Source organism: Caldimonas thermodepolymerans (genome assembly GCF_015476235.1).
GTDB lineage: Bacteria > Pseudomonadota > Gammaproteobacteria > Burkholderiales > Burkholderiaceae_C > Caldimonas > Caldimonas thermodepolymerans.
The window spans coordinates 1,495,945-1,522,219 of sequence record NZ_CP064338.1 but is presented as its reverse complement, the minus strand read 5'-3'; the positions used below and the strand labels follow the sequence as shown (position 1 = coordinate 1,522,219).

Below are 26,275 nucleotides of genomic sequence, written 5' to 3'. Positions count from 1 at the left end.
CCAACCCTCTCCGATCGCTTGCTGTGCCTGTCAGGCGGCCACCGGCACCGGCCGGGCCTGCACGCCGCCGTCGATGAACCGTCGCGCCCACATCTCGTAGGTGAGCAGCAGCCACAAAGGCTCGCTGTAGTCGTGCGAGCCGGCCAGGTGCAGCTCCATGCAGCGCCGCACCCCGGCCGTGTTGAAGATGCCCCGCTCACGGAAGCGCCGGTCGGCCAGCGTGTCCAGCATCAGCTCGCGCAGGTCCTCCCGGAACCATTTGGCCACCGGGATCGCGAAGCCCTGCTTGGGCTTGTCGAGCACCGCCGCCGGCAGCAGGTCGCGGGCGACCTGCTTGAGCAGGTACTTGCCCGAACCGTTGCGCAGCTTGAGGTCCAACGGCAGGCGCGCGGCGAACTCGAGCAGTTCGTGGTCCAGCAGCGGCGAGCGGGCTTCGAGCGAGTTGGCCATCGTCATGCGGTCGACCTTGACCAGGATGTCGTCGGCCAGGTAGGTGTCGATGTCGCCAGCGAGGATCTTCTCCATCGGGTCGGCGATGTCGGCACGCGTGAAGCGGTCGCTGACGCGCACGAACGGGTCGTTGCCGGCCACCTCCGGGACCAGCAGCATGCGCAGGTCGGCCGCGGTGTTGAGTGCCACGCCCGAGAGGTAGCGCTGCGGGTACGGCTGGTCGACCCGGTCGGCAATGCGCCGCAGCCGCACGCCGCGCGCCTTGCCCGCAACGAGCGAGGCGGCGCGCAGGGCCGTGCCGCCCAGGCCCAGCGTGCCGCGCGCGAAGGCGTCCAGGCGCTGGAACCTGCGGTAGCGCTCGTAGCCGGCGAACAGTTCGTCGCCCCCGTCGCCGGACAACACCATCTTCACGTGCTGCGCCGCCAGCCGCGAGACGAGGTAGGTCGGGATCGCGGACGAGTCGCCGAACGGCTCGTCGAAGTACCAGACCAGGTCCTTGAGCAGGCCGACCGCGTCGGCTTCGACGATCAGCTCATGGTGGTCCGCACCGATGTGGGTCGCCACCGAACGCGCATCGGGCAGCTCGTTGAAGGCAGCCTCCTTGAAGCCGATCGTGAAGGTCTTGACCGGTGCGGCGAGGTTGCGCGCCATCAGCACCGCCACCACGCTCGAGTCGATGCCGCCGCTCAGGAACGCGCCGAACGGCACGTCGCTGACCAGGCGGGCGCGCACCGCGTCCTCCAGCTTCTCGAGCAGCTGGCCCTTCAGCTCGGCCTCGCCGGCCTGCCATTTCGGCCCGAAGTCGAGCTGCCAGTAGCGCTGCACCGACACCTGCCCCTGCCGCACGACCAGGTAATGCGCCGGGGGCAGCTTGTGCACCCCCTCGTAGATCGACGCCGGCGCCGGCACGTAGCCGAGCGCGAAGTAATCGTGCGTGGCCTCCGCCGAGATGCGCGGCCAGAAGCCCGGCACCGCATACAGGCACTTGAGCTCCGACGCGAAGGCCAGCGTGCCGTCGGGCGTCGTCGTGTAGTACAGCGGCTTCTTGCCCAGGCGGTCGCGCGCCAGCACCAGCTTGCGCTCGCGCAGGTCGAGGATCGCGATGCCGAACATGCCGCGCAGCCGACGGAAGCAGTCCTCGCCGTACTGCTCGTAGGCATGCACGATGCACTCGGTGTCGGTCTGCGTGTAGAAGCGGTGGCCCAGCGCCTCCAGCTCGCGGCGCAGCTCGCGGAAGTTGTAGATCTCGCCGTTGAAGACCACCCAGACGGTGCGCTCCTCGTTGTGGATGGGCTGGTGGCCGCTGGCCAGGTCGATGATGCTCAGGCGCCGCATGCCGATCTGGGCCCCGCCGTGCACGTGCACCCCCTGGTCGTCCGGCCCGCGGTGCACGATCATGCGGCACATCGCGTCGACGATCGACGGGTCGGCCGGACGGGTCTCATCCAGCGTATACAGCCCAGCTATGCCGCACATGCAGTACTCCTTGCCATCATCGTCCCCGTCTTCCCGGCTTCAGGCAATTGGAAACATTCCGTAAAGGTGGGTGAGCTGGTCCACCACCGCTGCGATCGACGCCCGCGAGACCACCAGCTTGCGGGCCTCCTCGCCCATGTGGGCGAGTACCCCGGCCGGTGCGTCGGCGACGGCGCGCATCGCCCGCTCGAAGTCGTCGAGGTCGCCCGGCTCGAACAGCCAGCCGGTCTCGCCCGACTTGACGAAGTCCTCGGTGCCGCTGACCCGCGACCCGACCACCGGCAAGCCGGCGGCCATGTACTCGAGCAGGGTGTTGGACAGGCCTTCGCTGAGCGAGGTCAGCACGCCGAAATCGGCCACCGCCAGGTAACGCTCGACCGAGTCGCTCGGCCCGACGAAGCGCACCTGGTCGCCAATGCCCAGCGTCTGGGCGCGCTCGGCCAGCGGCCCGCGCAGCCGGCCGTCGCCGACCAGGATCAGCGTGGCATCGCGACGGTCCCGGAACACGCGCGCCCAGCCGTCGAGCAGCAGCTCCAGCCCCTTCTCCGGCACCAGCCGGCCGACGTAGATGCCGGCCAGCGGCCGGTCGCCGCACAGCTGCTGCCGCAGGTCGAAGTCCCGCTCGACCCGCGCGAAGCGGTCGGTGTCCACCGCGTTCGGGATCAGGCGCACCTTGGCGTGGTCGAAGCCGCTGTCGACCAGCATGCGGCCGATGCGCGAGCTGGTGGCCTGGTAGTAGCTGGCACAGCGCAGCGCCAGCTTCTTCAGCCGCGTCACGCACGACGGCCGCGGGTCGAGGATGCCGCCCTGCATCTCGGTCATGCCGGTCAGCTTGACGACCACCGGCTTGCCGAGCAGGCGCCCCATCAGGCAGCTGACCGCAGCCATGTTGCCGGCGATGTGGGCATGGATCACCGCGTACTCGCGGCGGCGCCGGTACAGCAACCAGCACAGCTTGCCCAGCATCGACAGCGCGCCCAGGATCGGCAGCTTCGGGTACGCCAGGCGCACCACGGCGATGCCGTCGACGTGGTCCTGCTCGCGTTGCGGCCCGTAGGACACCATCGGCACGACCACCGACACGTCGAGGCGATGGCCCATCATGTGCCGGCCGAGCGTACGGACCTGCGACTCGGCCCCGCCCCCGCCCTGGCTCGGGAACACGCTCTCCAGCACCATCAGCACGGAAGCGCCGGCCTTATCCATGTTGACCATCGATGTAGTGCCGATGCCACAGCTCGAGCATCAGGAGGATGTAGAGCTCGGAGGCGTGGTCCCACGCACCTCGCTCGTGGCGCTTCATCAGGTGCTCCACGTGCCCCGGCTGGAAATACCCGCGGCCGGTGGCCCGCGGCGAAAACAGGATGTCGTGGACCATGTCGCGGAACGGTCCGGGACGGCGCATCCACACGCTGACCGGCAGGCCGAAGCCCTGCTTCTTCTTCTGCCGGATCTCCACCGGCAGGATGTCCTCGGTCGCGCGCTTGAACAGGTAGCGCTTCTCCAGCCCCCGCACCTTGTCGCTGCCGGGCAGGCGGCCGGTGAACTCGATCAACGTCGGGTCCAGGTAGGGGAACACCACCTGCGTGCCGCTCAGCCGCGACGAGCGCACCACCTTGACGACGTCGTTGTCCGCGATCGTCATCTTCAGGTCCAGGTACATCAGGCGGTGCAGGTTGCAGTCGGCCTGCGCGGCGCGGTAGATCTCGCGCTGCACGTCCAGCGAGTCCTCGCGCCCGACCTGGGCGCGGAAGCCGTCGCTCAGCAGCGCGTCGAAGTGGTCGGAGGCAAAGGAGTCGTCGCTGTAGAAGCGGTCCGGGTTGGGCAGCGAGCCGCGGTAGACGAAGTTCTTGATGCGGTTCGCAAGGCGCGTGTCCACGCCCTTGAGCGCCCCGGCCACCACGCGGCCGGCGCCGCGGACGATGCCGGGGGCGCGGTGGAACCACTCGAAGATCTGGTCCTTGCGGTAGCGCTCGTTGCCGCCGTAGATCTCGTCGCCGCCATCGCCCGCCACCAGCAGGCGCACCCCGTGCTGCGCCGCCAGGTCGGCACAGTAGTAGGTGGGAATGGCCGAGGAGTTGCCGAACGGCTCGTCGAAGGCCTCGACCAGGCGCGGGATCGCTTCCAGCGCGTCGGCCTCGCCGACCTTGCGCTCGCGCGCGTCCAGCCCGAAGCACTGCGCAGCCAGGCGCGAATAGCCCAGCTCGTCATAGCCTTCCTCGGCGAAGCCGATCGAGAAGCTCGTCACCTTCTGCGGTGCGGCGCTGCGCGACAGGATGCTGGCGATGCTGGAGCTGTCGGTCCCCCCGCTGAGGAAGGTGCCCCAGCTCGTCTCGCCCGCCGGGCGGAAGCCGGACACGGCCTCGATCATGCGCTGCCGCAGTTCGGCCGCGCGCTCCTCGTCGCTGCCGCGCAGGTCGGCCGGGTAGACCGCGTCCCAATGCTTGAAGACGCGCGTCGCGCCGGGCCGCCCTTCGAGGGCATGCCCGGCCGGGAGCTTGGCCACGCCCTCGATCGCACAGTACGGCGCCGGGATGTAGGAGAAGTTCAGGTAGTGGTACAGCGCCCCCACCGAGACCCGCGCCTCCAGCAGGCCCGTGGCCAGGATCAGCCGCAGGTCGCTGGCCACCAGCAGGCAGTCGCCGACCGTGGCGTGGTAGATCGGATAGGTGCGGAACGGGTCGACGCAGGCGTGCACGCGCCGCGCATCGGCATCCCACAGCACGTAGGCGTACCGCCCGCGCAAGCCGGCATTGCTCCAGCGCGCCTCGCCACGCCAGCGCTGCAGCGCCGCGCCCGCCGGATCGCCGGCGCCGCCGGGCTCGATGGCCAGCCCGATGCCGCCGCGCGAGCCCTCCAGCGACTCGCGCACCTCCCCGCGCGTCCACACCGACACCCCGGGTGCCGGAGCGCTGAAGCGGATGTCCGACGGCGCGCCTTGCCACGACGGCCAGCGCGCGGGATCTCGCAAGCGGTCCAGTGCCGGCGTCGCCGACGCCATGCTCACGCAAACCAGGAATTCGCCCAAAGGCCCTGACATGTCCTCACCCCAGCGTTGTTCTTGATGACCACGCCGCAGCCGCCCCGCGCAGCGCGGCGGCCTCGACATACCGTTGCTCGTAGGCGCGCACCATCGCGGGCACGCTGTAGCGTTCCTCGGCGCGCGCCCGGCCCGCCTCGGCCAGCCGCTGCCGCCGTGCGGGATCCTCGACCAGCGACTGCATCGCGTCGGCCAGCGCCTCGGCGCTGGTGGTCTCGAACAGCAACCCGGTGCGGTCGTGTTCGACCAGCTCCACGTTGCCGCCCGCGCGCGAGGCGATCACCGGCTTGCCGCACATCATGGCTTCGAGAATGACGTTCGACAGCCCCTCACGTAGGGAGGGCAGCACCACGAAGTCGGCCGCACGCATCAGGGCCGCGACGTCGGAACGCTGGCCGAGCAGCCGCACGCGCCCCTCCAGGCCGGCGGCACGGATGTCCTCCTCGAGCTGCGCGCGCAACGGCCCGTCGCCGGCCAGGGCCACGCGCAGCATGACGCCGCGCTCGCGCAGCAGCGCGCAGGCGCGCAGCAGCGTCGGCAGGTTCTTGTGCTCGACCAGGCGCCCGACGAACAGCCCCAGCGCCTCGCCCTCGCCCGCCAGCTCGCGCCGCAGCGCCTGGGCCGCGTCTTCCGCCCCGGCCGGCACCTCGACGCCGTTGTAGATCACGTCGATCGCGTCCTCGGCCAGCGACATGCGCTCGCGCGCGTAGGCAGCCCCGGCGACCGAGTTCGCCACGACCGCACACGACTGCGCGGACACCCAGCGCTTGATGCGCCAGTGCAGCGGCCGGTACCACTCGTAGGTGCCGCGCACCGACGACAGCAGCGCGGGCCGCTGCGCGCGGGGCAGCAGCCGGCGCGCCACCGCGCCCCACAGCTCACCGGAAAACGCGAAGCAGTGCAGCACGTCGTAGCGCCCTGCCCGCAGTCGCGCCGCCAGCTCGTGCACGAAGCGCAGGTCGACGCGACCGCGCTTCTCGACCTGGATCACCGGCACGCCGGCCGCTTCCAGGTCGTCGACGAAGAACGACCGGTTGCGGAAGTACAGCACCGTCGGATCGAAGCGCCGACGGTCCAGGCCCTTCGCGAGGTGGACGATCTGCCGCTGGGTGCCGCCGACCTCCATCTCGTCGGTCAGCAGCAGCACGCGCAGGCGCTCGATGCCGCCAGCCAGGCGTTCAGGCGAAGGCTTCATAGAGCTTGCGCGCCTCCTTCGCGACATCGAAATCCCGCTCGACGGTCTGGCGGGCGTGGTGCGCCAGCCGCGCACCGAGCGCCGGCTCGGTCAGCAGCCGCTGCAGTGCGCGCGCCAGGCTCTCGGCATCGCCGGGCGGCACCAGCAGGCCGCTGACCTCGTGCTCGACCAGCTCGGGGATGCCCGACACCCGCGTCGACACCACCGGCGTGCCACTGGCCATGGCCTCCATCAAGGCGACGGGGATGCCGTCGCGGTCGCCGCGGTCGGTCACCACCGACGGCAGCGCGAACACGCTGGCGCGGTAGAGGTGCTCACGCACCTCCTCCTGCCGGCAGGCGCCGGGCAGGTGCACGCGCTCCTGCAGCCCGTGCGCAGCGATCTGCTGCTCCAGCGCCCCGCGCAGCCGCCCTTCCCCGATCACCAGGCACTGGAACGGCACGCCCCAGGCCTGCAGCAGGACGCAGGCATCGACCAGGTGCCTGAAGCCCTTGATCTCGTCGAGCCGGCCGACCGCAAGGATCAGCCCCGGTTCGCGCCCGTCCGGCCGGAACGGGATCTCGGCCGGCGTGACGCCGCAGTGCACGATGCGCAGGCGCTCGTGCACCGGCGCCCGCAGGCGCTCGGCGAGGAACCGCACGTTGAACTCGGAGATCGTCACCCCGAACGCCGCGGTGCGGATCTTCCGCGCGAGCAGGTGGTCATGCAGGAAGATGTCGTGCGCATGCGCGGTGAAGCTGAACGGCACACCGATGCGCTGCGAGACGAACATCGCCGCGGTCGACGGATAGGTGGCCCAGTGCGCGTGCAGGTGATCGGGGCGCAGCCCGCGCACCACCGGTGCCAGCGCCAGCGCACGCCACCACACCACCAGGCTCTTCGCCAGTTCCTCCGGGCGTCCGATCAGCTGGCCGACGATGGCTGCCAGTTCCTTGAGCGTCTGCCACGGCCGGCCCGCGACCGCGCGCAGCACGTTCCACGCCCCACGCCAGCCCCGCACCGGGTAGCTGACGCGATCCAGCAGCGCCTGCGCGTCGGACTGGACCAGCTTTTCCTCCGGGTCCTTCAGCGAGACGATGCGCACGTCCACGCCGAGCCGCATCAGCTCGTGCAGCTCGCGCACGATGAACGTCTCCGACCAGCAGGGAAACAGCGACACGAAGTAGACGACTCTCACCTCACCCTCACCTCGGCGGTTGCATGCCGGTCGACGCCGCGCTGCCGGCCTGCGGCCGCGAATGCCACAGGTGCGCGTTCTTGTTGAACAGGAACTCGCGCGCACCGAGCACCACGCACCAGTTCAGCAGCAGGAAGGCGCGCGCGATCTTGGTCGGCTTCCAGCGCCCGACCGCCGGGACGAGCGCCCCCAGCAGCGGCAGCGCGTAGCCCAGCAGCTGCAGCGCGAAGCACGCCTGGTAGAAGCGCCCGGCCGGCAGCAGCGCGAGGTTCGCCAGCAGCAGCACCAGCATCTCCAGCGGCGCGACCAGGCGCATCAGCTTGTGCGAGACGAACTGCCACCAGATCGGGTTGCGCCAGGGCAGCAGCAGCTGCGGGTACAACGCCATCAGCTGGAAGTTCCCGGCCAGCGTGCGCACCTTGCGCAGCCGTTCCTGCTGCGGTGCGCGCGATGGCCGGTCGTAGGCGTGGGCGCGCGGCTCGAACACCACGCGCAGCCCCTGTGCGACCACCTGCATGGGAATGGCGACGTCGTCCAGCACCGCCTGCGGCGGGATCGGCCGGAAGTTCGCGCGGCGCAGCGCATAGAGCGCGCCGGTCACGCCCACCACCGAATGCGACCGGGCTTCCTGACGGCGAATGAACTTCTCGTAGCGCCAGTAGGCATCCACCCCTTCGGCGAACGGCGTCATGTCGTCGGAGACGAACACCAGCTCGCCACTGACCGCCCCCACCCCGGGATCGGCCAGGTTCTCGACCAGGCAGCGCACGGCCTGCGGGTTGAGGCGCTGGCGGGCGTCGGTGAAGACGATCACCTCCTCGTCGCAGGCGGCCACCGCATCGTTCAGGCAAGCCGCCTTGCCGCGCCGCTGCGGGAACGGCAGCAGGGTGACGCCGCGGTCACGGAAGGACTCGACCAGCTCGTTCATGCCGTCGGTGGATCCGTCCGAGGCCACCACGACGCGCATCGGCCCGGCGTAGTCCTGCGCCAGGCAGGTCTCGAGCTTGTCGCGCATGCGTGCGGCCTCGTTGTGCGCCACCACGACGATCGCGACCGAGGGGCGCACGTCCGCGCGAGCCACCGGCTTCGGGGCCAAGCGGGCCCACAGCCAGACGAGCACCGGGTAACCGGCGTAGGTGTATGCCAGCACGACCAGCGCAAGCCAGAACAGCACCTCGCTCATCGCCCCCCCTCCCCCGCGCCGCCCAGCAGCACCCGGCGCAGGCGCTCGTAGCCTCCGTTGCCGAGCGTGCGCTTGGCGGCAGCCAGCACCTGATAGCGCAGCTGGCGCACCGCGAGCTCCCAGCCGCTTTGTTCGACCCAGCGGCGCAGCTGCGCCGTCGAGGTGGTGGCCAGCACCGCCAGCCGCGGCACGTCCCAGCTGCCGCGGCCAGGCTGCCACAGCCCCACGCGGGAGCTGCAGACGGCGCGGTAGCCGAGGCGCTCGGCCAGCGCGCCCAGCCCCGGCGCGACCCGGCCGCCAGGCGGCGCGAACAGCGTCACCGGACGGCCCAGCCGGTCCTCGATCTCGCGCTTGGATTCGGCCAGCTCGGCCTCGACCTCGCGCGGCGAGAGCTCGTCCAGGTAGCGATGGTGCTGACCGTGCGACTGGATCGACATCCCGGCCTCGGCCATGTCGCGCAGCGCGGCCCAGCTCAGGTGGTGGCGCGTGCCGACCGTGCTCGGGTTGACGAAGAAGTCCGCCGCGCCGCCGTGCGCGAGCAGGTCGGCCGCGGCGTCGGCATTGCTGACGTGCCCGTCGTCGAAGGTGAAGGCGACACGCCGCTGGCGCACCTGCGGCTGCTCGAGCAGCTCCAGCACGCTGGCCGCACGCGCGCCGGCTGCGGCCACCACCTGCAGGTGCCGGCGGAACTGCTCGCGCGACACCGCGTAGTGCGGGTCGGCCCCGGCGTCACGTGCCGGCGCATCGCTCACCGCGTGGTACATCAGGACGGTCACGCTGCGGTTCATGGTGCCTCCGTATGGACCGCGGCGGCAGGCGCTGCGCCGCCGTGGCGCAGCCGCTGCCAGCCCTGGACGACCAGCTGACGCGCCGGCGCGTCGACGGCCAGCGTCAGCGAGACGTAGATCAGCGCGCCGGCAGCCATGCGCAGCACCAGCGTCGCGAAGTCGCCACTCACCGCGATCCGCATCAGGGCGGCATACATCAGCAGCGCGATGCCGCCGAACTTGAGCAGCGACAGCGGCGGCAACGAGACGGCCAGGCAGCGCCGCCCGGCCCACATCGACAGCCCCAGCAGCACGGCATAGGCCACCAGCGTCGCCAGCGCCGCGCCGACCAGCCCCCAGGACGGGATCAGCACGACGTTGAGGGCGATGTTGAGCACGGCCGTGCCCATCACCAGCAAGGCGGCAGTCCGGGTCCGCTTCTCGATGTACAGGCCCGCGCCCGCGACCATCACCAGCCCGTCGAGCGCCATGCCGCCGATCACGTAGGGCACGACCTGCGCACCGGCGCGGTACTTGTCCGAGGCCAGCAACGCGATCAGCTCCGGGCCCACCGCCGACAGCCCGGCCACCACCAGCATGGCGACCATCACGTAGACGTGCATGAAGCGGCGCAGGAAGGCCGCGGTCTCGTCGCGCCCCTTCTCCTCCCACAGCCGCACGTACATCGGCAGCACTGCGGCACCGAAGGAGGCCAGGAAGATCGCGCGCACGTAGTCGCACAGGTTGTAGGCCGCCGAGTAGTAACCCAGCGGCTCCGCGCCCATCATGGCCTGGATCACGTAGCGATCCCCCATCGACAGCACGATCGACGCCAGCTCGTAGCCGATCATCGGGATGCCGAACGCCAGCATGGCCTTGAACAGCGGCGCATCGAAATCGCGTGGCCGGGGTTGCAGCCGCTTCCACATCCACGCCACCAGCCCCAGCGTCGCCAGCGCTTCGCCGACGATGGTCGCGACGTAGAAGCCCCACAGGTTGCGCGCCACGAAGAACAGCACGAACAGCAGCAGGGCCAGCCCCGCATAGCGCCGGATCACGCTGTAGACCGTGATCTCGCGGCTGCGCTCCTCGGCGCGCAGCTGGTTGATGAAGGCGCTGTCGACCACGCGCACGAAGACCAGGCAGGCCGTCAACAGCATCAGCGGCTTGAGCCGCTCGTCGTTCCAGAAGGCGTCGGGCACCAGCTGGCTGGCCGCCGCCCACAGCAGCGTGGCGATCAACCCGAGCGCGCCCATCCCGTACACCACGGTGGCCGCATACCCGTCCATGTCGACGCCGGGACGCTTGCCGGTGCGCACCTCGCTGTAGAAGCGCACCGCCGAGTGCTGCACGCCCAGCTTGGCGATGCCCACCAGCAGCGACAGCGCGGTGGCGATGAGGTTCATCACGCCGTACTCGTCGACGCTCAGCAGGCGGGTCAGGATGGGAAACGAGACGATGCTCGCCAGCGTCACCAGCAGGCTGCCGGCCGAATAGTTGGTGACGTGAACGATCAGGCGCTTCAACATGGTGTACGTGGGACGCTGGTGGCTGCCGCGGGCTCCAGGGCCCACGGCAGCGCCGCCCGTGCGGCACGGCGTGCGGCGCTCAGGCGCCTGGCCGACCCGGTTCCCGCCTCCTTGTCGTCATGCCGGTCGCCCATGCAGTGCTCACGAGACGGCAGACCAGGTCACGCCGCCGTCGTCCACCACCGCGCTCTGCCGGGGCAGCACGCTGCGCAGGTGCTGCACGATGCGCAAGGCCGGACCACCGTCCCAGTACGCCTCGACCTGTTCTTCCTTGAGGCTGCGCATGCGGATGGCCTCCTGCACCGCGCGCACGGCCTGGTCGGCATTGCGTGCCACCGGCAGCCCCGCGGCCTCCTCGGCCGTATGGTCCTGGCCGGCGCGCACCGCCAGCACGAAGCTCGGCACGTCCAGCGTCGCACACTCCTCCTGCCAGCGCGCCTCCGGCCCCTGCGCCACGCAGGTGGCCTGGCGGACCAAGGCGGCCATCTCGAGGTAGCCGAACGCGGGCAACAGCACGACCCCGGACTTGCGCAGCTGCTTCTCCATCCCGGCCGATTGCAGCGTCGCCAGCACCGAGGCATCGGCCGGCCACAGCACCGGGATCTCGCCCTTGAGCAGCGTCAGCACCTGCAGCACCTCGCGCAGCTCGCGCGCCGGGTCAGGCCCCGACAGGCCCAGCGTGACCAGCAGGTAGCCCTGCGGCTGACGCAGGCAGTCGTCCGGCACCGCGGCGCTGGCCAGCGCCTGCTCCGGCGACATCGCGCGCTCGAGCGCCACGTGCAGCACGTTCTCCATCAGGCTGCCGACGCAGTGCACGCGGCTGGACGCGATGCCTTCCCGGTACAGCGTGTAGTGCGCGGTCAGCTTGCTCGTGAACAGCACCTCGGCGATGCGGTCCATCAGCACCGCGTTCAGCTCGTCGGTCGCCGGACGGTGCGTGCCCCGCACCCCGGCATCGACGCGCAGCAGCGGCAGGCCGCGCTTGACCGCCACCAGGCTGCAGGCCAGCACCGCGTCGCCCGCACCCAGCGCGAGCACGGCGCACGGTTGCAGCTCGTCCAGCAGCGCGTCGAAGCGGACCTGCGCCTGCGCGGCCATCGCGGCATACCCCTGCGGTGCGGCACCCAGGTGCATCTCGACCGCCGGCAGCGGCAAGGCGCCGTCGAGGGCCTTGGCCGCCGAGACCGCCGATTCCGGCCCGGGGTTGACCGCCACCAGCACCGGCAACTCGGCCTGCTCGCGCAGCGCCTGCGCCAGCGCACCGGCCTTCATGTAGCCCACGGGCCCGTCGATCAGGCAGACCAGGGGCGCATGCAACGGCCCCGCCGGCCCCAGCTGATAGCGCACCACCTCGGACAAGGCACGCTCCCGGTCGACGGCGGGCACCGGCTCGGCCCCCGCCGGCGCGGTCTCGGGCCCCGGCTCGGGCTGCACCCTGGCCGCCGACGGGCTGGTCTGCGGCAGCACGGTCGGTTCGCCCACCTCGCCGCGCAGCTCGCGTGCCGTCTGCTCCACCTGCGCGGCGCTGATGTCGTTCTCGCCGTTCAGGAAGCAGGCCAGCAGCAGCCGGTTGCACAGCAGGTTGATGCGGCGCGGGATGCCTCCGGTCCAACGGTGGATCGCCGCGAACGCGTCGGGCTCGAAGTGCGGCTGATCCTTCCAGCCGACACGGCGCATGCGGTGCTCGATGTAGGCCCGGGTTTCCAGGTCGTCCAGCGGCCCCAGGTGGCACGAGGCGATGACGCGCTGGCGGAACTGCTCCATCGACTTGGACTCGAGCAGGGTGCGCAGCTCGGGTTGCCCGACGAGGAAGCTCTGCAGCAGCGCATGCTTGCCCAGCTGGAAGTTGGACAGCATGCGCAGCTCCTCGATGGCCTCCAGGCTGAGGTTCTGCGCTTCGTCGACGATCAGCAGTGCACGCCGGTTCTTGGTGGCCAGCGCGGTCAGGAAGCCTTCCAGCGTCGCGATCAGGTGGGCCTTGGTCGTGCCCAGCGGCGGGATGCCGAAGGCCGTGATGATGGAGCGCAGCAGGTCGCCCGATTCCAGCTGCGTGCTGACCACCTGGGCGGCCACGACCTGGTCCGGGTTCAGGCCTTCGAGCAGCGTGCGCACGAGCGTGGTCTTGCCCGCACCGATCTCGCCGGTGACGACGATGAAGCCCTCGCCCTGGTAGACGCCGAACTTCAGGTAGGCCAGCGCGTTGCTGTGCCCCCGGCTGTCGAAGTAGAAGGCCGGATCAGGATTGAGCTGGAACGGCGGGCCGCTGAGCCCGAAGTGGGATTCGTACATCGTCTGCTCAGAAACTGTGGCTCACCCCGACGAAGGCGGCCGCCTCCCGTGCCGAGGACGACACGTTGGAACGCAGCAGCTGTCGCCGCGCCCCGAGCGTGACGGCGGTGTCCGGCGAGAGCTGGTGCTGCAGCGTGACGCGGACGATGCGCTCGCGGCTGAAGTCGTCTTCGCGCGAACCCAGCCCCTCGATGCGGGAATACTGCAGCAGCAGCCCCAGCGAGGTCTGCGGCGTCAGGCGGCGCGTCACGTCCAGCGCCGCACCCACCTGCTCGTGGTCGGACGCGAACGACGGGTCGGGGGCGAGCACGTCGTCCTCGCGCGTCAGCTGCCAGTAGCGGCGCTGGTACAGGTTCACGGCCACCGTGGTGCGCCGCCCCAGGAGCGCGACGCTCAGGTGGTTGCCGCGCAGCAGCTGCGCGTAGTCGGCGAACACCTCGATGGGCCCGCGCAGCGTCTCGGGCAGGTTCAGGTCGCGGATGATGCGGCGCACCAGCTCCTCGCGCGCCACCGGATCCGGATACCGCGTGGTCAGGATGGCATCGAGCAGGTTGCGCACCGAGCCGCCACCCGGCTCCAGGATCTGCGAGCTCGGCTGCGCGGTCGGCTCGCGGAACGAGCGGAAATGCACCGCGAGGAACGGCATGCGGTGGGTGAACTGCAGGTCCCAGCCGGTGCCGAAGAAGCGGTCTTCCACCGCGCCGGTCAGCAGCGTGCGCTCGGTCGGCTGCCAGCGCAGGCGCACGCCGTAGAGGCTGTCGGTGTGCTCGCTCAGCGAGAACTCGCTGTGCTCGCGTCCCCCCACGATGCCGACCGACAGCTGCGGCGTGATCGCGTAGCTGACCACGGCACGCAGCGTGTCGAGCGTGAGCACCGAATCGACGTCGCCGTCATAGCGGGTGTCCTGGTGCACGTACTCCAGCGAGCCGCCCAGCGGCAGGGGCTGCTGCTCGAGGCGCACGAAATGCTGCTGCTCGCGCGAGTCGCGTCGCGGATCGTCGGCGGCGTAGTCGCCGTTGCGGCGGGTCCAGGCGAAGTCGCTGCGCGCCAGCAGCGACAGGGACGGCGTGAACCAGTGGTCGATGCGCGGGCTGACCAGGAAGCGCCGGGTGGTGATCTGGTTGAACGCCGAGCGACCGTCCGGGCGCGAGGCATACGGGTCGGAGGCCGTCTGGTCCACCTCGGCCGAGGCGTCCAGGTAGACCCAGCGGTCCACCAGCATCGACTCCAGGTTCAGCGACGCCCGGGGCAGCACCCGGTCGGGCTGCGTGTCGTCGAAGTAGTGCAGCGCGCTGGCCGACAGGTCGCCCGCCAGACGCACCCGCCCGCCGCGCCGCGCGAACGACAGCCGGGGCTCCAGGTTCAGGATCCTGTCGCTGCGGGACTGCTGCCGGTCGGTGTACCCGCTGTTGCTGGTCGCGGTCAGCGTGGCCGACACGCCGGCATCCAGGCGCCAGGCACGGGGCACGCCGGCCTGCTCGGCGTCGAACGGCACCGCCCAGACCGTCGTGCGCGGCGGGCGCTGCAACGGCTCGGTCTGCGCCGGCTGGACGGGCTCCTGCTGGACGGCGGGCTGCTGGGCCTGGGCCACCGACGCCCAGATCATGGCAATCAACCAGGCCAGCGGCTTCACCCGCCGCAGGGGGGCACCGGAACGCTCAGTAGTAGCCATAGCGGTAGGTTCCCGCAGGATTCGAACACTTGTTGAGCACCGACATCACGACCGGACAGCTCTCCACGGTGGCAAACGCCTTGGCCACCGTGTTGCGCGAGGTCTGGTCGGCCTCGACCACCATCACCACCTGCCCGGCACGGGACGCCAGCACGCGCGACTCGGTGGTCGGCAGCAGCGGCGGCGCGTCGAACACGACGACGCGGTCCGAATAGCGCGTGGCCAGCTCCTGCAACAGCTGCTCCATCGCCGCGCTGGCGAGCAGTTCGGTCGAATTGGGACACGGCGTGCCGGCGGGCAGCAGCGTGAGCTTGGGCACGTTGGTGCGCAGCAGCACGTCGGCCAGGTCCAGCGACGGGTCGTTCAGCACGTCGAGCAGGCCCTTGGCCGGCTCGTCCAGCCCCAGGCGCGACATCAGCGACGGGCGCACCACGTCCGCGTCGACCAGCAGCACGGTCTTGTCGACCTCCATCGCGATGCTCAGGGCCAGGTTGATCGCGGTGAAGGTCTTGCCCTCGCCGGGCATCGCGCTGGTGACCAGGATCAGGTTGGCGCGCTCCACCGGGGCGGCCGACTCGCCCTGCACGTTCTTCAGCAGCGGACGCTTGATCACGCGGAACTCGTCGGCCAGGCTGGTACGCGGCTGGTCCGGCACGAGGTAGCCGGCCTGCCCCAGCATCCCGAGCGGCAGGTCGACCTTGCGCGAGCGCCGGTCGGACTCCGCGAGGCGGTGCACGCCCGGCGGCTCCGCCAGGCTTTCCGCGGTGCCGGCCACCGCCCGCAGCGCGACGCCCTGCCCGCCCTTCTGGCCGGCCTCCACCAGCTGGTCGTACTCCTGCCGGCTCAGCCCGGCGGCCGCCCACGGCACCTCGACCCCCGCGCGCCGGAGCTCCTCCAGTCGCTTGGCAGCCTGTTCGATGATGCTCATCGACGCTTCCTTTCTCACACGCGGCTCTGGAAGGCGACCCAGGCCACCCACCCCGCATTGGCCACGAAGAACAACGCCACCGCACCGGCAAAGCCGACCAACGCGCGGCGCTGCTGTACCCGGGCCGCGTTGCTCAGCACCAGCGACACAGTGCCCAGCACCGGGCGGCCGGACAGTTCACGCAGCGTGCGTTCGTTGTCGAACGACGGGCTCAGTTGCGACAGGCCGAAGGTCGCGGCCACGCCCGCGCCGATCGCCGCCAGCACCACCAGCACCGCCAGCACCTTGCGGCTGGGGAACACCGGGGTCGGCGCGACCCGGGCCGGCTCGACGAGCCGGAAATCGGTCAGCGGGGAGCTCTGGTCGATCTTCACCCCGAGCGAGGCGGCCTCCCGGCGGGCCACGAGCTGTTCGTAGTTGCGCCGGATCACGTCGTAGTCCCGGTTCAGCTGTGCCAGCTCCGCCTCGACCTGCGGGATGCGCGAGGCCCGCGCACGGATCTGGTCCAGCTGGGCCTGCTGCGCCGCCAGCCGGGTGCGCAGCGACGCGACGTTGGCCTCGGCCTCGGCCAGCGCCATGCGGATGCGCTGGAACACCGGGTTGGTCGCCGCACCGCGCTTGTCGCCGCGGGCCTGGGCCTCGCGCAGACGCTGCTCCTCGATCTGCGCGATCGTGCGGCGCGTCGCCACCACGTCCGGGTGCTCCTCGGTGTAGCGTCGCAGCAGCTCGTCGAGCTGACGCTTCTGCGCCTCCAGGCGGGTGTCCAGCTCCGACAGCATCGCCGCACCGCCGGTCGCCGGCAGTGCATCCGGGGGCAGCTGGGGTTCCTCGGAGGCCAGCTCGCGCCGCAACGCGTCGCGCGACTGCTCGGCAGCGCTCAGCTCGATGCGCAGCTTGCTCACCTGGTCGGACAGCTCGGAGATGCGCGCGAAGTAATCCTGGTTGGACACCCCGGTCATGCCGAAGTTGCGCAGCTTGAAGTCCTTCAGGCGGTTCTCCGCCTCGACCAGCTTGCGCTCGTAGTCGGCGATCTGCTCGTCGATGAAGCGGCTGGCCTCCTGGGAGTCGCGCGCCTTGCTGTCGATGCTGGACTCCATGAACAGGTTCACCAGGCCCTCGACCAGGCGCCGTGCCCGTTCAGGACTGGTGTCGCGGTAGCTGATCGTGTAGAGGTTGCCGCCACCGCTCGGGTTGACCTTGATCCGGTCCATCAGCCGCATCAGCACCTTTTCCCGGTCGCGCGGGTCCGCCGGTGCCAGGCCGATCTCCGGCGAGTCCATCAGGCGCTCCACGTTCGGACGCGACACCAGCGTGCGTGCCAGCATGCGCACCTGCTGGTCGATGTCCGGCTGGAAGGCGAGCCCGGCCATCAGCGGCTTGAGCACCGACTGCGTGTCCACGTAGACGCGCGAGCTGGCCTCGTAGCGGTCCTGAATGACCGCCACCACCACGCCACCGAGCACGGCCGTGACGCACGCAGCGGCCAGGCCCCACCAGCGCCGGCGCCACATGCCCCGCAGTATCGTCCTGATCTGGCGTAGAAGCTCAGTCGTATCCATCCTGGTTCCGCCCGTCATGGCGGCCTTGTTCATTCACCCCGAGGCGCTGCCGCGCCAGCCGCACTGGCGGCTGCGCTGCGCCTGCCACAAACGCAACGGGACCGGCGTGCCGGTCCCGGCAGGAGACGGCCCGCAAGGCACTCGGCATCGCCGTTGCGGTGCATGCCGCCGTACCGCCTTCAGAACCAGCTTTGCGGCACGATGATGATGTCGCCCGGCATCACGCCGACGTTGGCCGAGATGTCACCGCGCTTGAGCAGGTCGTTCAGGCGCAGGCTGTACTGCTTGCCGCCTTCGGCGCCGCGCACCAGCACCGCCCCATTGCCGTCGGCAAAGTCGGTCAGCCCGCCGGCCTGGATCATCACGTCCAGGATGGTCATGTTCTGGCGGTACGGCACGGCCTGCGGACGCGCCGCCTCGCCGACGATGCGGATCTGCTCGGAGAACGTGCCCTGGAAGCCGCTGACGACGATGGTCACGACCGGGTCACGGATGTATTTCGACAGCACCTTCTCGAGCTCGCGCGCCAGGTCGGCCGGGTCGCGGCCGGCCGCCATCACGTCCTCGACCAGCGGCGTCGAGATGCGGCCGTCCGGACGTACGGTGACCGTGGTCGACAGCTCGGGGTTGCGCCAGACCACGATGTTGAGCGTGTCCAGCGCACCGATCTTGTAGCGATGATCGGGCGCATCGACGACGGCGGGCGCCGGCGGGTAGTTGCCGATGCTGCCGCAGCCGGCAAGCAGGGCGATGAAGGCAGCAAGAACAGCGATGAGACCTGCACGCATGGAAGTCAGTGAACGTTGTGGGGTAACCATGGGAAAGCAACCTTTCTGAGCCGGAGCCTGTACGTCGCAACCGTCACGCGGGCGTCGCGATCAGCGCGACCCTTCGCGGAACAGCACCACGCTGACCGTTTCGATCAGCACCAGGATGTCGAGGAACAGCGAGTTGTTCTTCACGTAGTACAAGTCGTACTGGTGCTTGCGGCGCGCGTCCTCCACCGAAGCGCCGTAGCTGTAGCGCACCTGGGCCCAGCCCGTCACGCCCGGCTTGACGCTGTGACGCAGGTCGTAGAAGGGGATCTGCTCGCGCAGCTGCTGCACGAAGCTGGGACGCTCAGGGCGCGGACCGACCATGCTCATTTCGCCCTTGAGCACGCTCAGCAGCTGGGGCAACTCGTCGATGCGGGTCTTGCGGATGAAGGCGCCCACGCGCGTGACCCGCGAGTCGTTCTGCGAGGCCCAGCGCGCCACGCCGTCCTTTTCGGCGTCGACCGTCATGCTGCGGAACTTCAGGCACATGAAGGTGCGGCCGCCCAGGCCGACACGCTCCTGGCGGTAGATGATCGGTCCCGGGCTGTCCAGGCGGATCGCGATCGCCGTCAGCAGCATGATGGGCGAGGTCAGCAGCAGCAGCGTCGCCGAGGTGACGATGTCGAACGCGCGCTTGGCGAAGCGACGCGCCGGCCCCTGCACGAAGCCCTGGCTGTAGATCAGCCAGCTGGCCTTGAGGCTGTCGATGGGCACTTCGGCACGGGCGCGTTCGTAGAAGCCGGCCAGGTCCAGGATCGGCGTGCCGGCGATGCGGCAGGCCAGCAGCTGGTCCATCGGCAGCGCGCCACCGCGCTGCTCACGCACCGCGACGATGATCTCGTCGATGTCGTGCTCGGCAACGATCTCCTCGATCGAACGGTCGCGCGAGAACACGCGCTGGTCGGGGCGCATGCCTTCGGTGCGTTCGGTGGTCGGATAGAAGCCGACGACCTGGCGTTCGATGCGGCTGTGGGTCGCCAGGTCGCGCGCCACGGCCTGGGCATCCTCGCCGGTGCCGATGATCAGCACGCGCGGCACGCCGACGGCCTTCTGCACCATGTAGATCACGGCCCGCACGACGACCAGGCCCACCAGCAGGTACACCATGGCCAGGCCGACCACGTAGCCCGGAGACGCCTCGCCGGCCACCGAATCGAACAGGAGGTAGGTGATGCAGGCCCCCAGGGCGATGGCGAGCATGGCGCGCTGGATCAGCGTGCCCAGGCCCATCGAGCGGGTGCCGCGACGATACAGGCCGACCGACGCATACAGCAGCAGCATCACCGCGGCAAACCCGCCGGCCAGCCAGACCATGCCGGACTGGGCCAGGGCATCACCACCGTTGGGCACCATGTGCAGGGCGGACGCGATGAACAGCGCCGCCAGAAAACACAGCAGGCTGTCGGCAAACAGCTCCAACAGCGTGGACAGGGCAACGTGGTGATGAAAGAGCCGGAACACCTTCATCGTGTCCTCCCGGGATATGGCGGATAGCGCGTACTCACCTGGTAAACAGGTGCAACCGATGCAACTGATTCTGCCTATCCGGTCAGGAGGGACAATCCTGCGAATGGGTGTAGTGCCCCCCTCAGGTAAGGGGTTCTCCATCGCGCCAAGGACGCGCCCGTGCGCCGGCCGCGGCCCGCCAGCCCGCACCAGCACTGCACCTGCGCAGGCCGATGGGGCGTCACCCCGCCCGCTGCCCGCGACGCGGGACGCCGGCGCCTGGCGCACACCGTCGCGATCCGCAAAAGGAAGAAGACGCGATTCGAACGCACCCGGGTGTCGCCAGGTGCCGGCCAACGCCCGCCGCAGAAGGACGAACGGCCCGCTGTTGCGGGCCGTTCGTGCTGAGGTGTCTGGCGGGTGGTGCAGCGACGTTTCCTGCCGCGGCGCCATCGAGCACCAGCTACCTGCCGCCAGCACGTCCGCGTGGGCCGTGATCACGGTCATCCATGAGTGGCCGAACCCGACCGAACGGCGCGTCGAGGTGTGGCGCGAGCGCATCGGCTCGGCACGCCGTGCGCGCCCGGCTGGCAGCGAGTTGACCTGCGGACATGCACATGACGCGCTCACTCCGCATGTGCAGGCTGGACTACCGCCGCATGGTCAGCGGGCGCGTCCTTGGTCACCAGGAACAGGTCGGGGGCTCGAGCTTGACCCGTGCAGGGATGCTCCGGACCTTCCAGTTGACCACGCGCTGGGTACCCCGCCCCTCTCCGCTTGTCCAGGCCGAGCGCCTCTGCGACCTTGGCGGGGCCGCTCAGCCGATCGATGAGTGCTGCGTGGTCACGCTCCCCACAATCTAAACACGGCGTTTATGCGGTTGTAAACATGGCGTGTATAAACAAGCTGTTGACTGTTCAGATGGAGAACAATCCCGGGCATGCACGAATCCGTGAAGCGGCTGCTCGAGTACGCGCGTCAGGTCACGCAGTTCGATCAACAACCGGTGATCGACTTTGCTGGCCTGGGCCGCCGCATGGGCGTGTCAAGGCAGACGCTCACCAACTGGAAGCGCCGCGGCGTGTCCAAGGAAGGCGCCCTGCAAGCCGAGGCTGCCTTTGGGTGCTCGGCGCAGTGGATCTTGACCGGGGAAGGCGATGCGCACGCGTCGACGGCCCAGCCGCTGGCAGGTCAGGCGCTGGTCATTGACGAAGCACTGCGCAGCCTCGGACCGGAGGCCAGGCACGAGGTGCTTGAGTACATCCGCTACAAGATCGAGCGCGCCACCGGCCCACACATCTCGGCGCGGCGAGACAGGTTTCTGGCCGCACTCGACAAGCTCGCCGAGGCGCACGAAGCCTGCACGCAGCGCGAAGCGCCACGCGCCAGGCGCTGAGAACCGCGGCGGCAGATGCGATCAGCGGGTGCCGATCGCGAAGAAGCCGGTGGATCGATCAGGCAGCAGCGCCGCGGCGACCATCTCCTGCCCCGATCCCGTGTTGCGCACGACCACCACGCCACCGAGCGTCTGGCCATCGAACTCGCACGACGCGCCGTCGAAGGTCACCGCCAGGTTGTACACCCCCTTGCCCGAGCTGCGCACCGTGAGCGTGCCCGTGCCTGAGCAGTACGGCGTCGTCGCGCTGACCGAGCCATCCGAGCCGACCGTCACCGTCGTCGTCACGGTGCCGGACGCCGAGGCCGCGCGGACCTGCCAGGTGCCTGTGGCATCGGCCGGCGGCGAGTCGTAGCTGCTGTCGTAGGAGCCCGAGAAGGTGATCGTCGAGCTCGGCAGCCGCACCGCGCCTTCCATGCTCTGCCGCTCGCGCGCCGTGCCTGAGATCGTCACGCCTGTACGCGCCACCAGGGGCAGGTTGTAGTCGAAACCGTTGCCCGAGAAGCCGCTTGGCGAGTAGGTCACCGTCCCCTGAACCACGCCCTCGACGACACCGCCGCGCGCGTAGAAGGCCCAGATCTGGCGGTCCTCGGTGACCAGCGCCCGGAAGGCGTACTGCCCGGCGTTCCCCACCCAGAAGCCCTCGGCAGACTGCGACGATCCGCCGCCACCGCCACCACCACTGTCACCACCATCGCAGACCGGCGGGTCCACGCTGGCAAAAGGCGGGGTGCCCGCCTCGCAGTCATCGCCGCCACCGCAGGCGGCCATCATCAGCGATGCCAACACAGCGCTGGCGCACATCAGCAGTCGGCGCATGGACCCTCCTTTACGACGCCGGGCGCAAGGCGCACACGGTCGTCACGGGATTCTATGGACGCCTCGCTGCCGCACCAAATGTACACACTGTGTTGACTTGCTGACAAACACGGCGTTTAAAGCGATCCGACACCCCGAAAGGAGACAAAGGTGCGTCGTCACTCACCTGCCGAGCAAGTCCGCACGATGCCGGCCGACCGGCTGGCCGTCGCGCCGGCGATCAACGCCCACCTGACCTGTACAGCACTTCCGACGTCCGCCGCGTCACCCTGCGCGACGTGGTCACCGCCCGCCACCTGTACAGCGGCGGCGTGCCTGCAGCGCGCGCGCACCCGCCCCCCTGATTGGCATTCCCCGAGGCGATCGGGCTCGGCGCCCACGTGAGCGCCTCGGTGCCATGCACCAGGATTTGCACCAGCAAACAAAAACGGCCCCGAAGGGCCGTCCAAGTGCTTGATCTTGTTGGTGGGTGGTGCAGGGTTCGAACCTGCGACCCCTGCCGTGTGAAGGCAGTGCTCTACCACTGAGCTAACCACCCTGATCCGGTTTTCCGTTCGGCGACGATTGCGTCGTCGCACAGATCAGGAAAACCAAGATTATGCCATAACTTTTTCGCTCGGCAACTGCCTCCACAGTGTCTTGCCGCCGGAGGACTTGTCCAGGTCCGCCAGCACCGCCTCGTGGGCCTGCACCTCGGCGTCGCTCGCGCACAGCACCGGCAGGCTGAACTGCGTGAGGTCGATCTTCTCCACCACGATTTCCTGGGTGGCGTCTTCCTCGGCCTCGATGACCAGCGACTCCTGCCCGCGGGTCATCTTGATGTAGACCTCGGCCAGCAGTCCCGCGTCCAGCAGCGCGCCGTGCAGCGTGCGGTTGGAGTTGTCGACCTCCAGCCGCTTGCACAGCGCGTCCAGCGAGTTCGACTTGCCCGGGAACATCTCGCGGGCCATCAGCAGGCTGTCGGTGATGCCCGCGACGTAGGTCTCGAACTTGGGCTTGCCTAGGCGCCTGAGCTCGGCGTCCAGGAAGCCGACGTCGAAGCTCGCGTTGTGGATGATGATCTCGGCGCCGGCCAGGTACTCGAGCAGCTCGTCGGCGATCGCCGCGAACACCGGCTTGTCGGCCAGGAATTCGTCGGTCAGGCCGTGGATCTTCACCGCGTCCTCGCTGTTGGGCCGCTCCGGATTCAGGTAGTAGTGCTTGTTGTTGCCGGTCAGGCGCCGGTCCACCATCTCGACACAACCGATCTCGACGATGCGGTCACCCCCTTCGGGGCTCAGGCCGGTGGTTTCGGTGTCGAAAAAGATCTGTCGCGTCATGGCGCGATTATCGGGTGCGGGCGGCGCGGCTCAGTGCTTTTCCTTGGCGTGGTTGATCGAGTACTTGGGAATCTCGATCGTCACGTCCTGGTTGGCCAGGATGGCCTGGCACGACAGGCGCGACTGCGGCTCCAGCCCCCAGGCGCGGTCGAGCATGTCCTCCTCGTTCTCGTCGGGCTCGTTCAGCGACTCATAGCCCTGGCGCACGATCACGTGGCAGGTGGTGCACGCGCAGCTCATCTCGCAGGCGTGCTCGATCTCGATGTCGTGGTCGAGCAGCGCCTCGCAGATCGAGGTGCCGGCCGGAGCTTCGATCTCCGCGCCCTGCGGGCAGTACTCGCTGTGAGGCAGGATCTTGATCTTGGGCATGTGGGGTTCTCGTGGATCGCGCCGCGGCGTGCGTGGCCTGGCGCCTCAGACTTCTTCGACGCGGCGGCCGGCCAGGGCCTGCCGGATGCTGCGGTTCATGCGCTCGGCCGCAAACGCTTCCGTGCCCTTGGCCAGCCGCTCGGTGGCCGCCTCGATGGCCCGGTGGTCGTCCTGGCCCGCCAGCGCACCCAGCTCTTCCATCAGCCGGTCGATCTTGTGCCGCTCCTCGAGCGTGAGCAGGTCGCCGTCGCGCTCCAGCGCGGTGCGCGTGGCCAGCAGCAGGCGGTCGGCCTCCACCCTCGCCTCGCGCAGCGCGCGCGTCTTCATGTCCTCCTCGGCGGTCGAGAAGCTGTCCTGCAGCATGCGGGCGATCTCCTCGTCGCTCAGTCCGTAGCTCGGCTTGACCGCCACCGAGGCCTCGACGCCGGAGGTCAGCTCGCGCGCCGAGACGTTGAGCAGCCCGTCGGCATCGACCTGGAAGGTGACCCGCACGCGCGCCGCGCCGGCGGCCATCGGCGGGATGCCGCGCAGCTCGAAGCGCGCCAGCGAACGGCAGTCGGACACCAGCTCGCGCTCGCCCTGCACGACGTGGATCGCCATCGCGGTCTGGCCGTCCTGGTAGGTCGTGAAGTCCTGCGCACGCGCGGTCGGGATCGTGCTGTTGCGCGGCACGATGCGCTCGACCAGCCCGCCCATGGTCTCCAGCCCCAGCGACAGCGGGATCACGTCGAGCAGCAGCAGCTCCCCGTTTTCCTTGTTGCCGGCCAGCGCGTTGGCCTGCACCGCCGCGCCGAGCGCGACGACCTGGTCCGGGTCGAGATTGGTGAGCGGCTCGCGGCCGAAGAACTCGCCGACCGCCACCTGCACGCAGGGCATGCGGGTCGAGCCGCCGACCATCACGACGCCCTGCACCTCGTCGCGCCCGACCTGGGCGTCGCGCAGCACGCGCCGCACCGCGGCCAGCGTGCGCTGCACCAGCGGCGCGGTGAGCTGCTCGAACTGCTGGCGCGTGACCGTCAGCTCGACGTCACGCTCGCCGATCCTGAAGGCCATCGGCGCGGACGTGGCGGACGACAGTGCTTCCTTCACGGCGCGCGCGGCCACCAGCACCGCGCGCTTGTCGGTGGGCGACTGCACCTCGACGCCGGCCTGCTGCAGCGCCCACTGGGCCAGCGCGGCGTCGAAGTCGTCGCCGCCCAGCGCCGAGTCGCCGCCGGTGGCGACCACCTCGAACACGCCCTTGGTCAGGCGCAGCAGCGAGATGTCGAAGGTGCCGCCGCCGAGGTCGTACACCGCATAGAGGCCCTCGGAGCCGTTCTCCAGGCCGTAGGCGATGGCCGCGGCGGTAGGTTCGTTGATCAGCCGCAGCACCTCCAGGCCGGCCAGCCGGGCCGCATCCTTGGTCGCCTGGCGCTGCGCGTCGTCGAAGTAGGCCGGCACCGTGATCACCGCGCCGAACAGGTCCTCGCCGAAGGTGTCCTCGGCACGGTAGCGCAGCGTCGCGAGGATCTCGGCCGACACCTCGACCGGCGACTTGGGCCCTTCGCGCGTGTCGATCTGCAGCATGCCCGGTGCGTCGACGAAGCGGTACGGCAGGCGCTCGCGCCCCTGCACGTCGGCCACGGTGCGCCCCATGAAGCGCTTGACCGAGACGATGGTGTTCTCGGGGTCGTTGGCCTGCTCGGCGAGCGCGTCGAAGCCGATCTGGCGCCGGCCCTCGCCCAGGTAGCGCACGGCGGACGGCAGGATCACGCGGCCGCGGTCGTCGGGCAGGCACTCGGGCACCCCGTTGCGGATGGCCGCGACGAGGGAATGGGTGGTGCCCAGGTCGATGCCGACCGCGATGCGCCGCTGGTGCGGGTCAGGCGACTGTCCGGGCTCGGAAATCTGTAGCAATGCCATGATCTTGTGCTTCGCGCGGCCGGGGCCGGCCGGGTCCTTACCGCTTCATTGTCCCAGGGCGTCGAGCCGGCGATCGACCTCTTCGGCAAAGCGCTCGATGAACATGAGGGCTCTGACCTGCTGCACCGCCGCCGCGTAGTCGTGGCGTTCGTCGATGCACTCGCGCAGGGCCTCGAGCATCTCGCGGCGCCGGGCGCGCACCTGGGCGGCCAGCGCGTCAAGGGCGTCCTCGTCCCGCGCCTCGTCCAGGGCCTCGCGCCAGGCCATCTGCTGCATCAGGAAGTCGGCCGGCATGGCGGTGTTGCTCTCGGCCTGCACCGGCGCGCCGTTCAGCTCGCACAGGTACGCCGCGCGCTTGAGCGGGTGCTTGAGCCGCTGGTAGGCCTCGTTGACGCGCACGGCCCATTGCATCGCCACCCGTTGGGCGGCCGTGCCCTGCGCGGCGAAGCGGTCCGGGTGCACCTGCGCCTGCAGCGCCTTCCACCGTTCGTCCAGCAGCGCCGGCTCGACGGCAAAGCGCCGCGGCAGGTCGAACAGTTCGAAATCGTCGAGATCGAGCCGGAGCGAGCCAGTCACGACCGCTCCTGCAGCAGCCGGCCCCATCCCCTCACACGCGGAACGACTCGCCGCATCCGCAACGGTCCTTCTCGTTGGGGTTGTTGAAGCGGAAGCCCTCGTTCAGCCCTTCGCGCACGAAATCGAGTTCGGTGCCGTCGAGGTACGGCAGGCTCTTGGGATCGACCAGCACCTTGACCCCGTGGCCCTCGAAGACATGGTCCTCGGGCGCCACGGCGTCGGCGTACTCGAGCTTGTAGGCCAGGCCGGAACAGCCGGTGGTCTTCACGCCCAGACGCACGCCGATGCCCCTGCCTCGCTTGGCGAGGTACTTCTGCACATGTCGCGCTGCCGCTTCGGTCAATGTCACCGCCATGGCGTCCGACCCG

Annotated in this window: 21 protein-coding genes and 1 tRNA gene; 1 reads left to right on the top strand and 21 read right to left on the bottom strand. The window is 69.9% G+C overall.

Annotation, left to right across the window (positions count from 1 at the left end; translation table 11 throughout):
* Positions 1-30: 30 nt before the first annotated feature.
* The 14 genes from asnB to IS481_RS07205 all read right to left on the bottom strand — a co-directional run bounded on the left by asnB (position 31) and on the right by IS481_RS07205 (position 19,547).
* Complete coding sequence (gene asnB / locus IS481_RS07270) at positions 31-1,926, bottom strand: asparagine synthase (glutamine-hydrolyzing) (RefSeq protein ID WP_104358112.1); 1,896 nt, start codon at positions 1,924-1,926, stop codon at positions 31-33.
* Between the two features lie 39 nt (positions 1,927-1,965).
* Positions 1,966-3,132, bottom strand: coding sequence for a glycosyltransferase (locus IS481_RS07265; protein ID WP_170067476.1), 1,167 nt, complete (start codon positions 3,130-3,132; stop codon positions 1,966-1,968).
* Positions 3,125-4,927 (bottom strand): asparagine synthetase B family protein, encoded by a 1,803-nt coding sequence (locus IS481_RS07260; protein ID WP_232529518.1) that lies wholly within the window; start codon positions 4,925-4,927, stop codon positions 3,125-3,127. Before IS481_RS07260 ends, IS481_RS07265 begins: the two co-directional genes overlap by 8 nt.
* A 43-nt stretch (positions 4,928-4,970) precedes the next feature.
* On the bottom strand, positions 4,971-6,161 hold the full coding sequence (locus IS481_RS07255) for a glycosyltransferase (protein ID WP_165908594.1): 1,191 nt from the start codon (positions 6,159-6,161) through the stop codon (positions 4,971-4,973).
* On the bottom strand, positions 6,145-7,338 hold the full coding sequence (locus IS481_RS07250; protein WP_104358116.1) for a glycosyltransferase: 1,194 nt from the start codon (positions 7,336-7,338) through the stop codon (positions 6,145-6,147). Before IS481_RS07250 ends, IS481_RS07255 begins: the two co-directional genes overlap by 17 nt.
* 7 nt (positions 7,339-7,345) lie before the next feature.
* Positions 7,346-8,521, bottom strand: a complete 1,176-nt coding sequence (locus IS481_RS07245; protein ID WP_104358117.1) for a glycosyltransferase family 2 protein — start codon at positions 8,519-8,521, stop codon at positions 7,346-7,348.
* Positions 8,518-9,309 (bottom strand): polysaccharide deacetylase family protein, encoded by a 792-nt coding sequence (locus tag IS481_RS07240; protein WP_104358118.1) that lies wholly within the window; start codon positions 9,307-9,309, stop codon positions 8,518-8,520. Before IS481_RS07240 ends, IS481_RS07245 begins: the two co-directional genes overlap by 4 nt.
* Positions 9,306-10,817, bottom strand: coding sequence for a lipopolysaccharide biosynthesis protein (locus tag IS481_RS07235; protein ID WP_104358119.1), 1,512 nt, complete (start codon positions 10,815-10,817; stop codon positions 9,306-9,308). The genes IS481_RS07240 and IS481_RS07235 overlap by 4 nt, the downstream gene beginning before the upstream one ends.
* A 141-nt stretch (positions 10,818-10,958) precedes the next feature.
* Positions 10,959-13,106: an XrtA/PEP-CTERM system-associated ATPase gene (locus tag IS481_RS07230; RefSeq protein ID WP_104358120.1), complete on the bottom strand. Its 2,148-nt coding sequence runs from the start codon at positions 13,104-13,106 to the stop codon at positions 10,959-10,961.
* 7 nt (positions 13,107-13,113) lie between these two features.
* Entirely contained in the window at positions 13,114-14,712 is a 1,599-nt protein-coding gene (locus tag IS481_RS07225; RefSeq protein ID WP_170067477.1) for a TIGR03016 family PEP-CTERM system-associated outer membrane protein, read from the bottom strand.
* Positions 14,713-14,764: 52 nt separating this feature from the next.
* Complete coding sequence (locus IS481_RS07220; protein WP_104358122.1) at positions 14,765-15,706, bottom strand: XrtA-associated tyrosine autokinase; 942 nt, start codon at positions 15,704-15,706, stop codon at positions 14,765-14,767.
* Positions 15,707-15,720: 14 nt separating this feature from the next.
* Positions 15,721-17,265, bottom strand: a complete 1,545-nt coding sequence (locus IS481_RS07215) for an XrtA system polysaccharide chain length determinant (RefSeq protein WP_104358123.1) — start codon at positions 17,263-17,265, stop codon at positions 15,721-15,723.
* 179 nt (positions 17,266-17,444) lie between these two features.
* Positions 17,445-18,053 (bottom strand): XrtA/PEP-CTERM system exopolysaccharide export protein, encoded by a 609-nt coding sequence (locus tag IS481_RS07210; protein ID WP_232529498.1) that lies wholly within the window; start codon positions 18,051-18,053, stop codon positions 17,445-17,447.
* Positions 18,054-18,143: 90 nt separating this feature from the next.
* Positions 18,144-19,547, bottom strand: a complete 1,404-nt coding sequence (locus tag IS481_RS07205) for a TIGR03013 family XrtA/PEP-CTERM system glycosyltransferase (protein ID WP_165908593.1) — start codon at positions 19,545-19,547, stop codon at positions 18,144-18,146.
* Between the two features lie 919 nt (positions 19,548-20,466).
* Here IS481_RS07205 and IS481_RS07200 point away from each other — a divergent pair.
* Positions 20,467-20,922, top strand: coding sequence for a helix-turn-helix domain-containing protein (locus IS481_RS07200; RefSeq protein WP_104358125.1), 456 nt, complete (start codon positions 20,467-20,469; stop codon positions 20,920-20,922).
* A gap of 21 nt (positions 20,923-20,943) precedes the next feature.
* Here IS481_RS07200 and IS481_RS07195 read toward each other — a convergent pair whose 3' ends face one another.
* From IS481_RS07195 to iscA, 7 genes are all read right to left on the bottom strand, one after another.
* Positions 20,944-21,741, bottom strand: coding sequence for a hypothetical protein (locus IS481_RS07195; protein ID WP_104358126.1), 798 nt, complete (start codon positions 21,739-21,741; stop codon positions 20,944-20,946).
* 463 nt (positions 21,742-22,204) lie between these two features.
* Positions 22,205-22,279, bottom strand: a tRNA-Val gene (locus IS481_RS07190).
* 58 nt (positions 22,280-22,337) lie between these two features.
* Positions 22,338-23,060, bottom strand: a complete 723-nt coding sequence (gene dnaQ / locus IS481_RS07185; RefSeq protein ID WP_104358127.1) for a DNA polymerase III subunit epsilon — start codon at positions 23,058-23,060, stop codon at positions 22,338-22,340.
* 30 nt (positions 23,061-23,090) lie between these two features.
* Positions 23,091-23,429 carry an ISC system 2Fe-2S type ferredoxin gene (gene fdx / locus IS481_RS07180; protein ID WP_104358128.1) on the bottom strand — a complete coding sequence of 113 codons (339 nt, stop codon included), beginning with the start codon at positions 23,427-23,429 and terminating at the stop codon, positions 23,091-23,093.
* 45 nt (positions 23,430-23,474) lie between these two features.
* Positions 23,475-25,331: a Fe-S protein assembly chaperone HscA gene (gene hscA / locus IS481_RS07175; protein ID WP_104358129.1), complete on the bottom strand. Its 1,857-nt coding sequence runs from the start codon at positions 25,329-25,331 to the stop codon at positions 23,475-23,477.
* 45 nt (positions 25,332-25,376) lie between these two features.
* A complete protein-coding gene (gene hscB / locus IS481_RS07170) occupies positions 25,377-25,907 on the bottom strand; it encodes a Fe-S protein assembly co-chaperone HscB (RefSeq protein ID WP_232529496.1) in 531 nt (176 codons plus the stop codon).
* 31 nt (positions 25,908-25,938) lie between these two features.
* Positions 25,939-26,262 carry an iron-sulfur cluster assembly protein IscA gene (iscA, locus tag IS481_RS07165; protein WP_104358226.1) on the bottom strand — a complete coding sequence of 108 codons (324 nt, stop codon included), beginning with the start codon at positions 26,260-26,262 and terminating at the stop codon, positions 25,939-25,941.
* Between the last annotated feature and the right edge of the window lie 13 nt (positions 26,263-26,275).

What these genes read in the sequence shown, in the direction of transcription:
- asnB (WP_104358112.1), bottom strand. Translation starts at nt 1,926, where the DNA reads ATGTGCGGCATAGCTGGGCTGTATACGCTGGATGAGACCCGTCCGGCC.
- IS481_RS07265 (WP_170067476.1), bottom strand. Translation starts at nt 3,132, where the DNA reads ATGGATAAGGCCGGCGCTTCCGTGCTGATGGTGCTGGAGAGCGTGTTC.
- IS481_RS07260 (WP_232529518.1), bottom strand. Translation starts at nt 4,927, where the DNA reads ATGGCGTCGGCGACGCCGGCACTGGACCGCTTGCGAGATCCCGCGCGC.
- IS481_RS07255 (WP_165908594.1), bottom strand. Translation starts at nt 6,161, where the DNA reads ATGAAGCCTTCGCCTGAACGCCTGGCTGGCGGCATCGAGCGCCTGCGC.
- IS481_RS07245 (WP_104358117.1), bottom strand. Translation starts at nt 8,521, where the DNA reads ATGAGCGAGGTGCTGTTCTGGCTTGCGCTGGTCGTGCTGGCATACACC.
- IS481_RS07240 (WP_104358118.1), bottom strand. Translation starts at nt 9,309, where the DNA reads ATGAACCGCAGCGTGACCGTCCTGATGTACCACGCGGTGAGCGATGCG.
- IS481_RS07235 (WP_104358119.1), bottom strand. Translation starts at nt 10,817, where the DNA reads ATGTTGAAGCGCCTGATCGTTCACGTCACCAACTATTCGGCCGGCAGC.
- IS481_RS07230 (WP_104358120.1), bottom strand. Translation starts at nt 13,106, where the DNA reads ATGTACGAATCCCACTTCGGGCTCAGCGGCCCGCCGTTCCAGCTCAAT.
- IS481_RS07225 (WP_170067477.1), bottom strand. Translation starts at nt 14,712, where the DNA reads ATGATCTGGGCGTCGGTGGCCCAGGCCCAGCAGCCCGCCGTCCAGCAG.
- IS481_RS07220 (WP_104358122.1), bottom strand. Translation starts at nt 15,706, where the DNA reads ATGAGCATCATCGAACAGGCTGCCAAGCGACTGGAGGAGCTCCGGCGC.
- IS481_RS07215 (WP_104358123.1), bottom strand. Translation starts at nt 17,265, where the DNA reads ATGGATACGACTGAGCTTCTACGCCAGATCAGGACGATACTGCGGGGC.
- IS481_RS07210 (WP_232529498.1), bottom strand. Translation starts at nt 18,053, where the DNA reads ATGCGTGCAGGTCTCATCGCTGTTCTTGCTGCCTTCATCGCCCTGCTT.
- IS481_RS07205 (WP_165908593.1), bottom strand. Translation starts at nt 19,547, where the DNA reads ATGAAGGTGTTCCGGCTCTTTCATCACCACGTTGCCCTGTCCACGCTG.
- IS481_RS07200 (WP_104358125.1), top strand. Translation starts at nt 20,467, where the DNA reads ATGCACGAATCCGTGAAGCGGCTGCTCGAGTACGCGCGTCAGGTCACG.
- IS481_RS07195 (WP_104358126.1), bottom strand. Translation starts at nt 21,741, where the DNA reads ATGCGCCGACTGCTGATGTGCGCCAGCGCTGTGTTGGCATCGCTGATG.
- dnaQ (WP_104358127.1), bottom strand. Translation starts at nt 23,060, where the DNA reads ATGACGCGACAGATCTTTTTCGACACCGAAACCACCGGCCTGAGCCCC.
- fdx (WP_104358128.1), bottom strand. Translation starts at nt 23,429, where the DNA reads ATGCCCAAGATCAAGATCCTGCCTCACAGCGAGTACTGCCCGCAGGGC.
- hscA (WP_104358129.1), bottom strand. Translation starts at nt 25,331, where the DNA reads ATGGCATTGCTACAGATTTCCGAGCCCGGACAGTCGCCTGACCCGCAC.
- iscA (WP_104358226.1), bottom strand. Translation starts at nt 26,262, where the DNA reads ATGGCGGTGACATTGACCGAAGCGGCAGCGCGACATGTGCAGAAGTAC.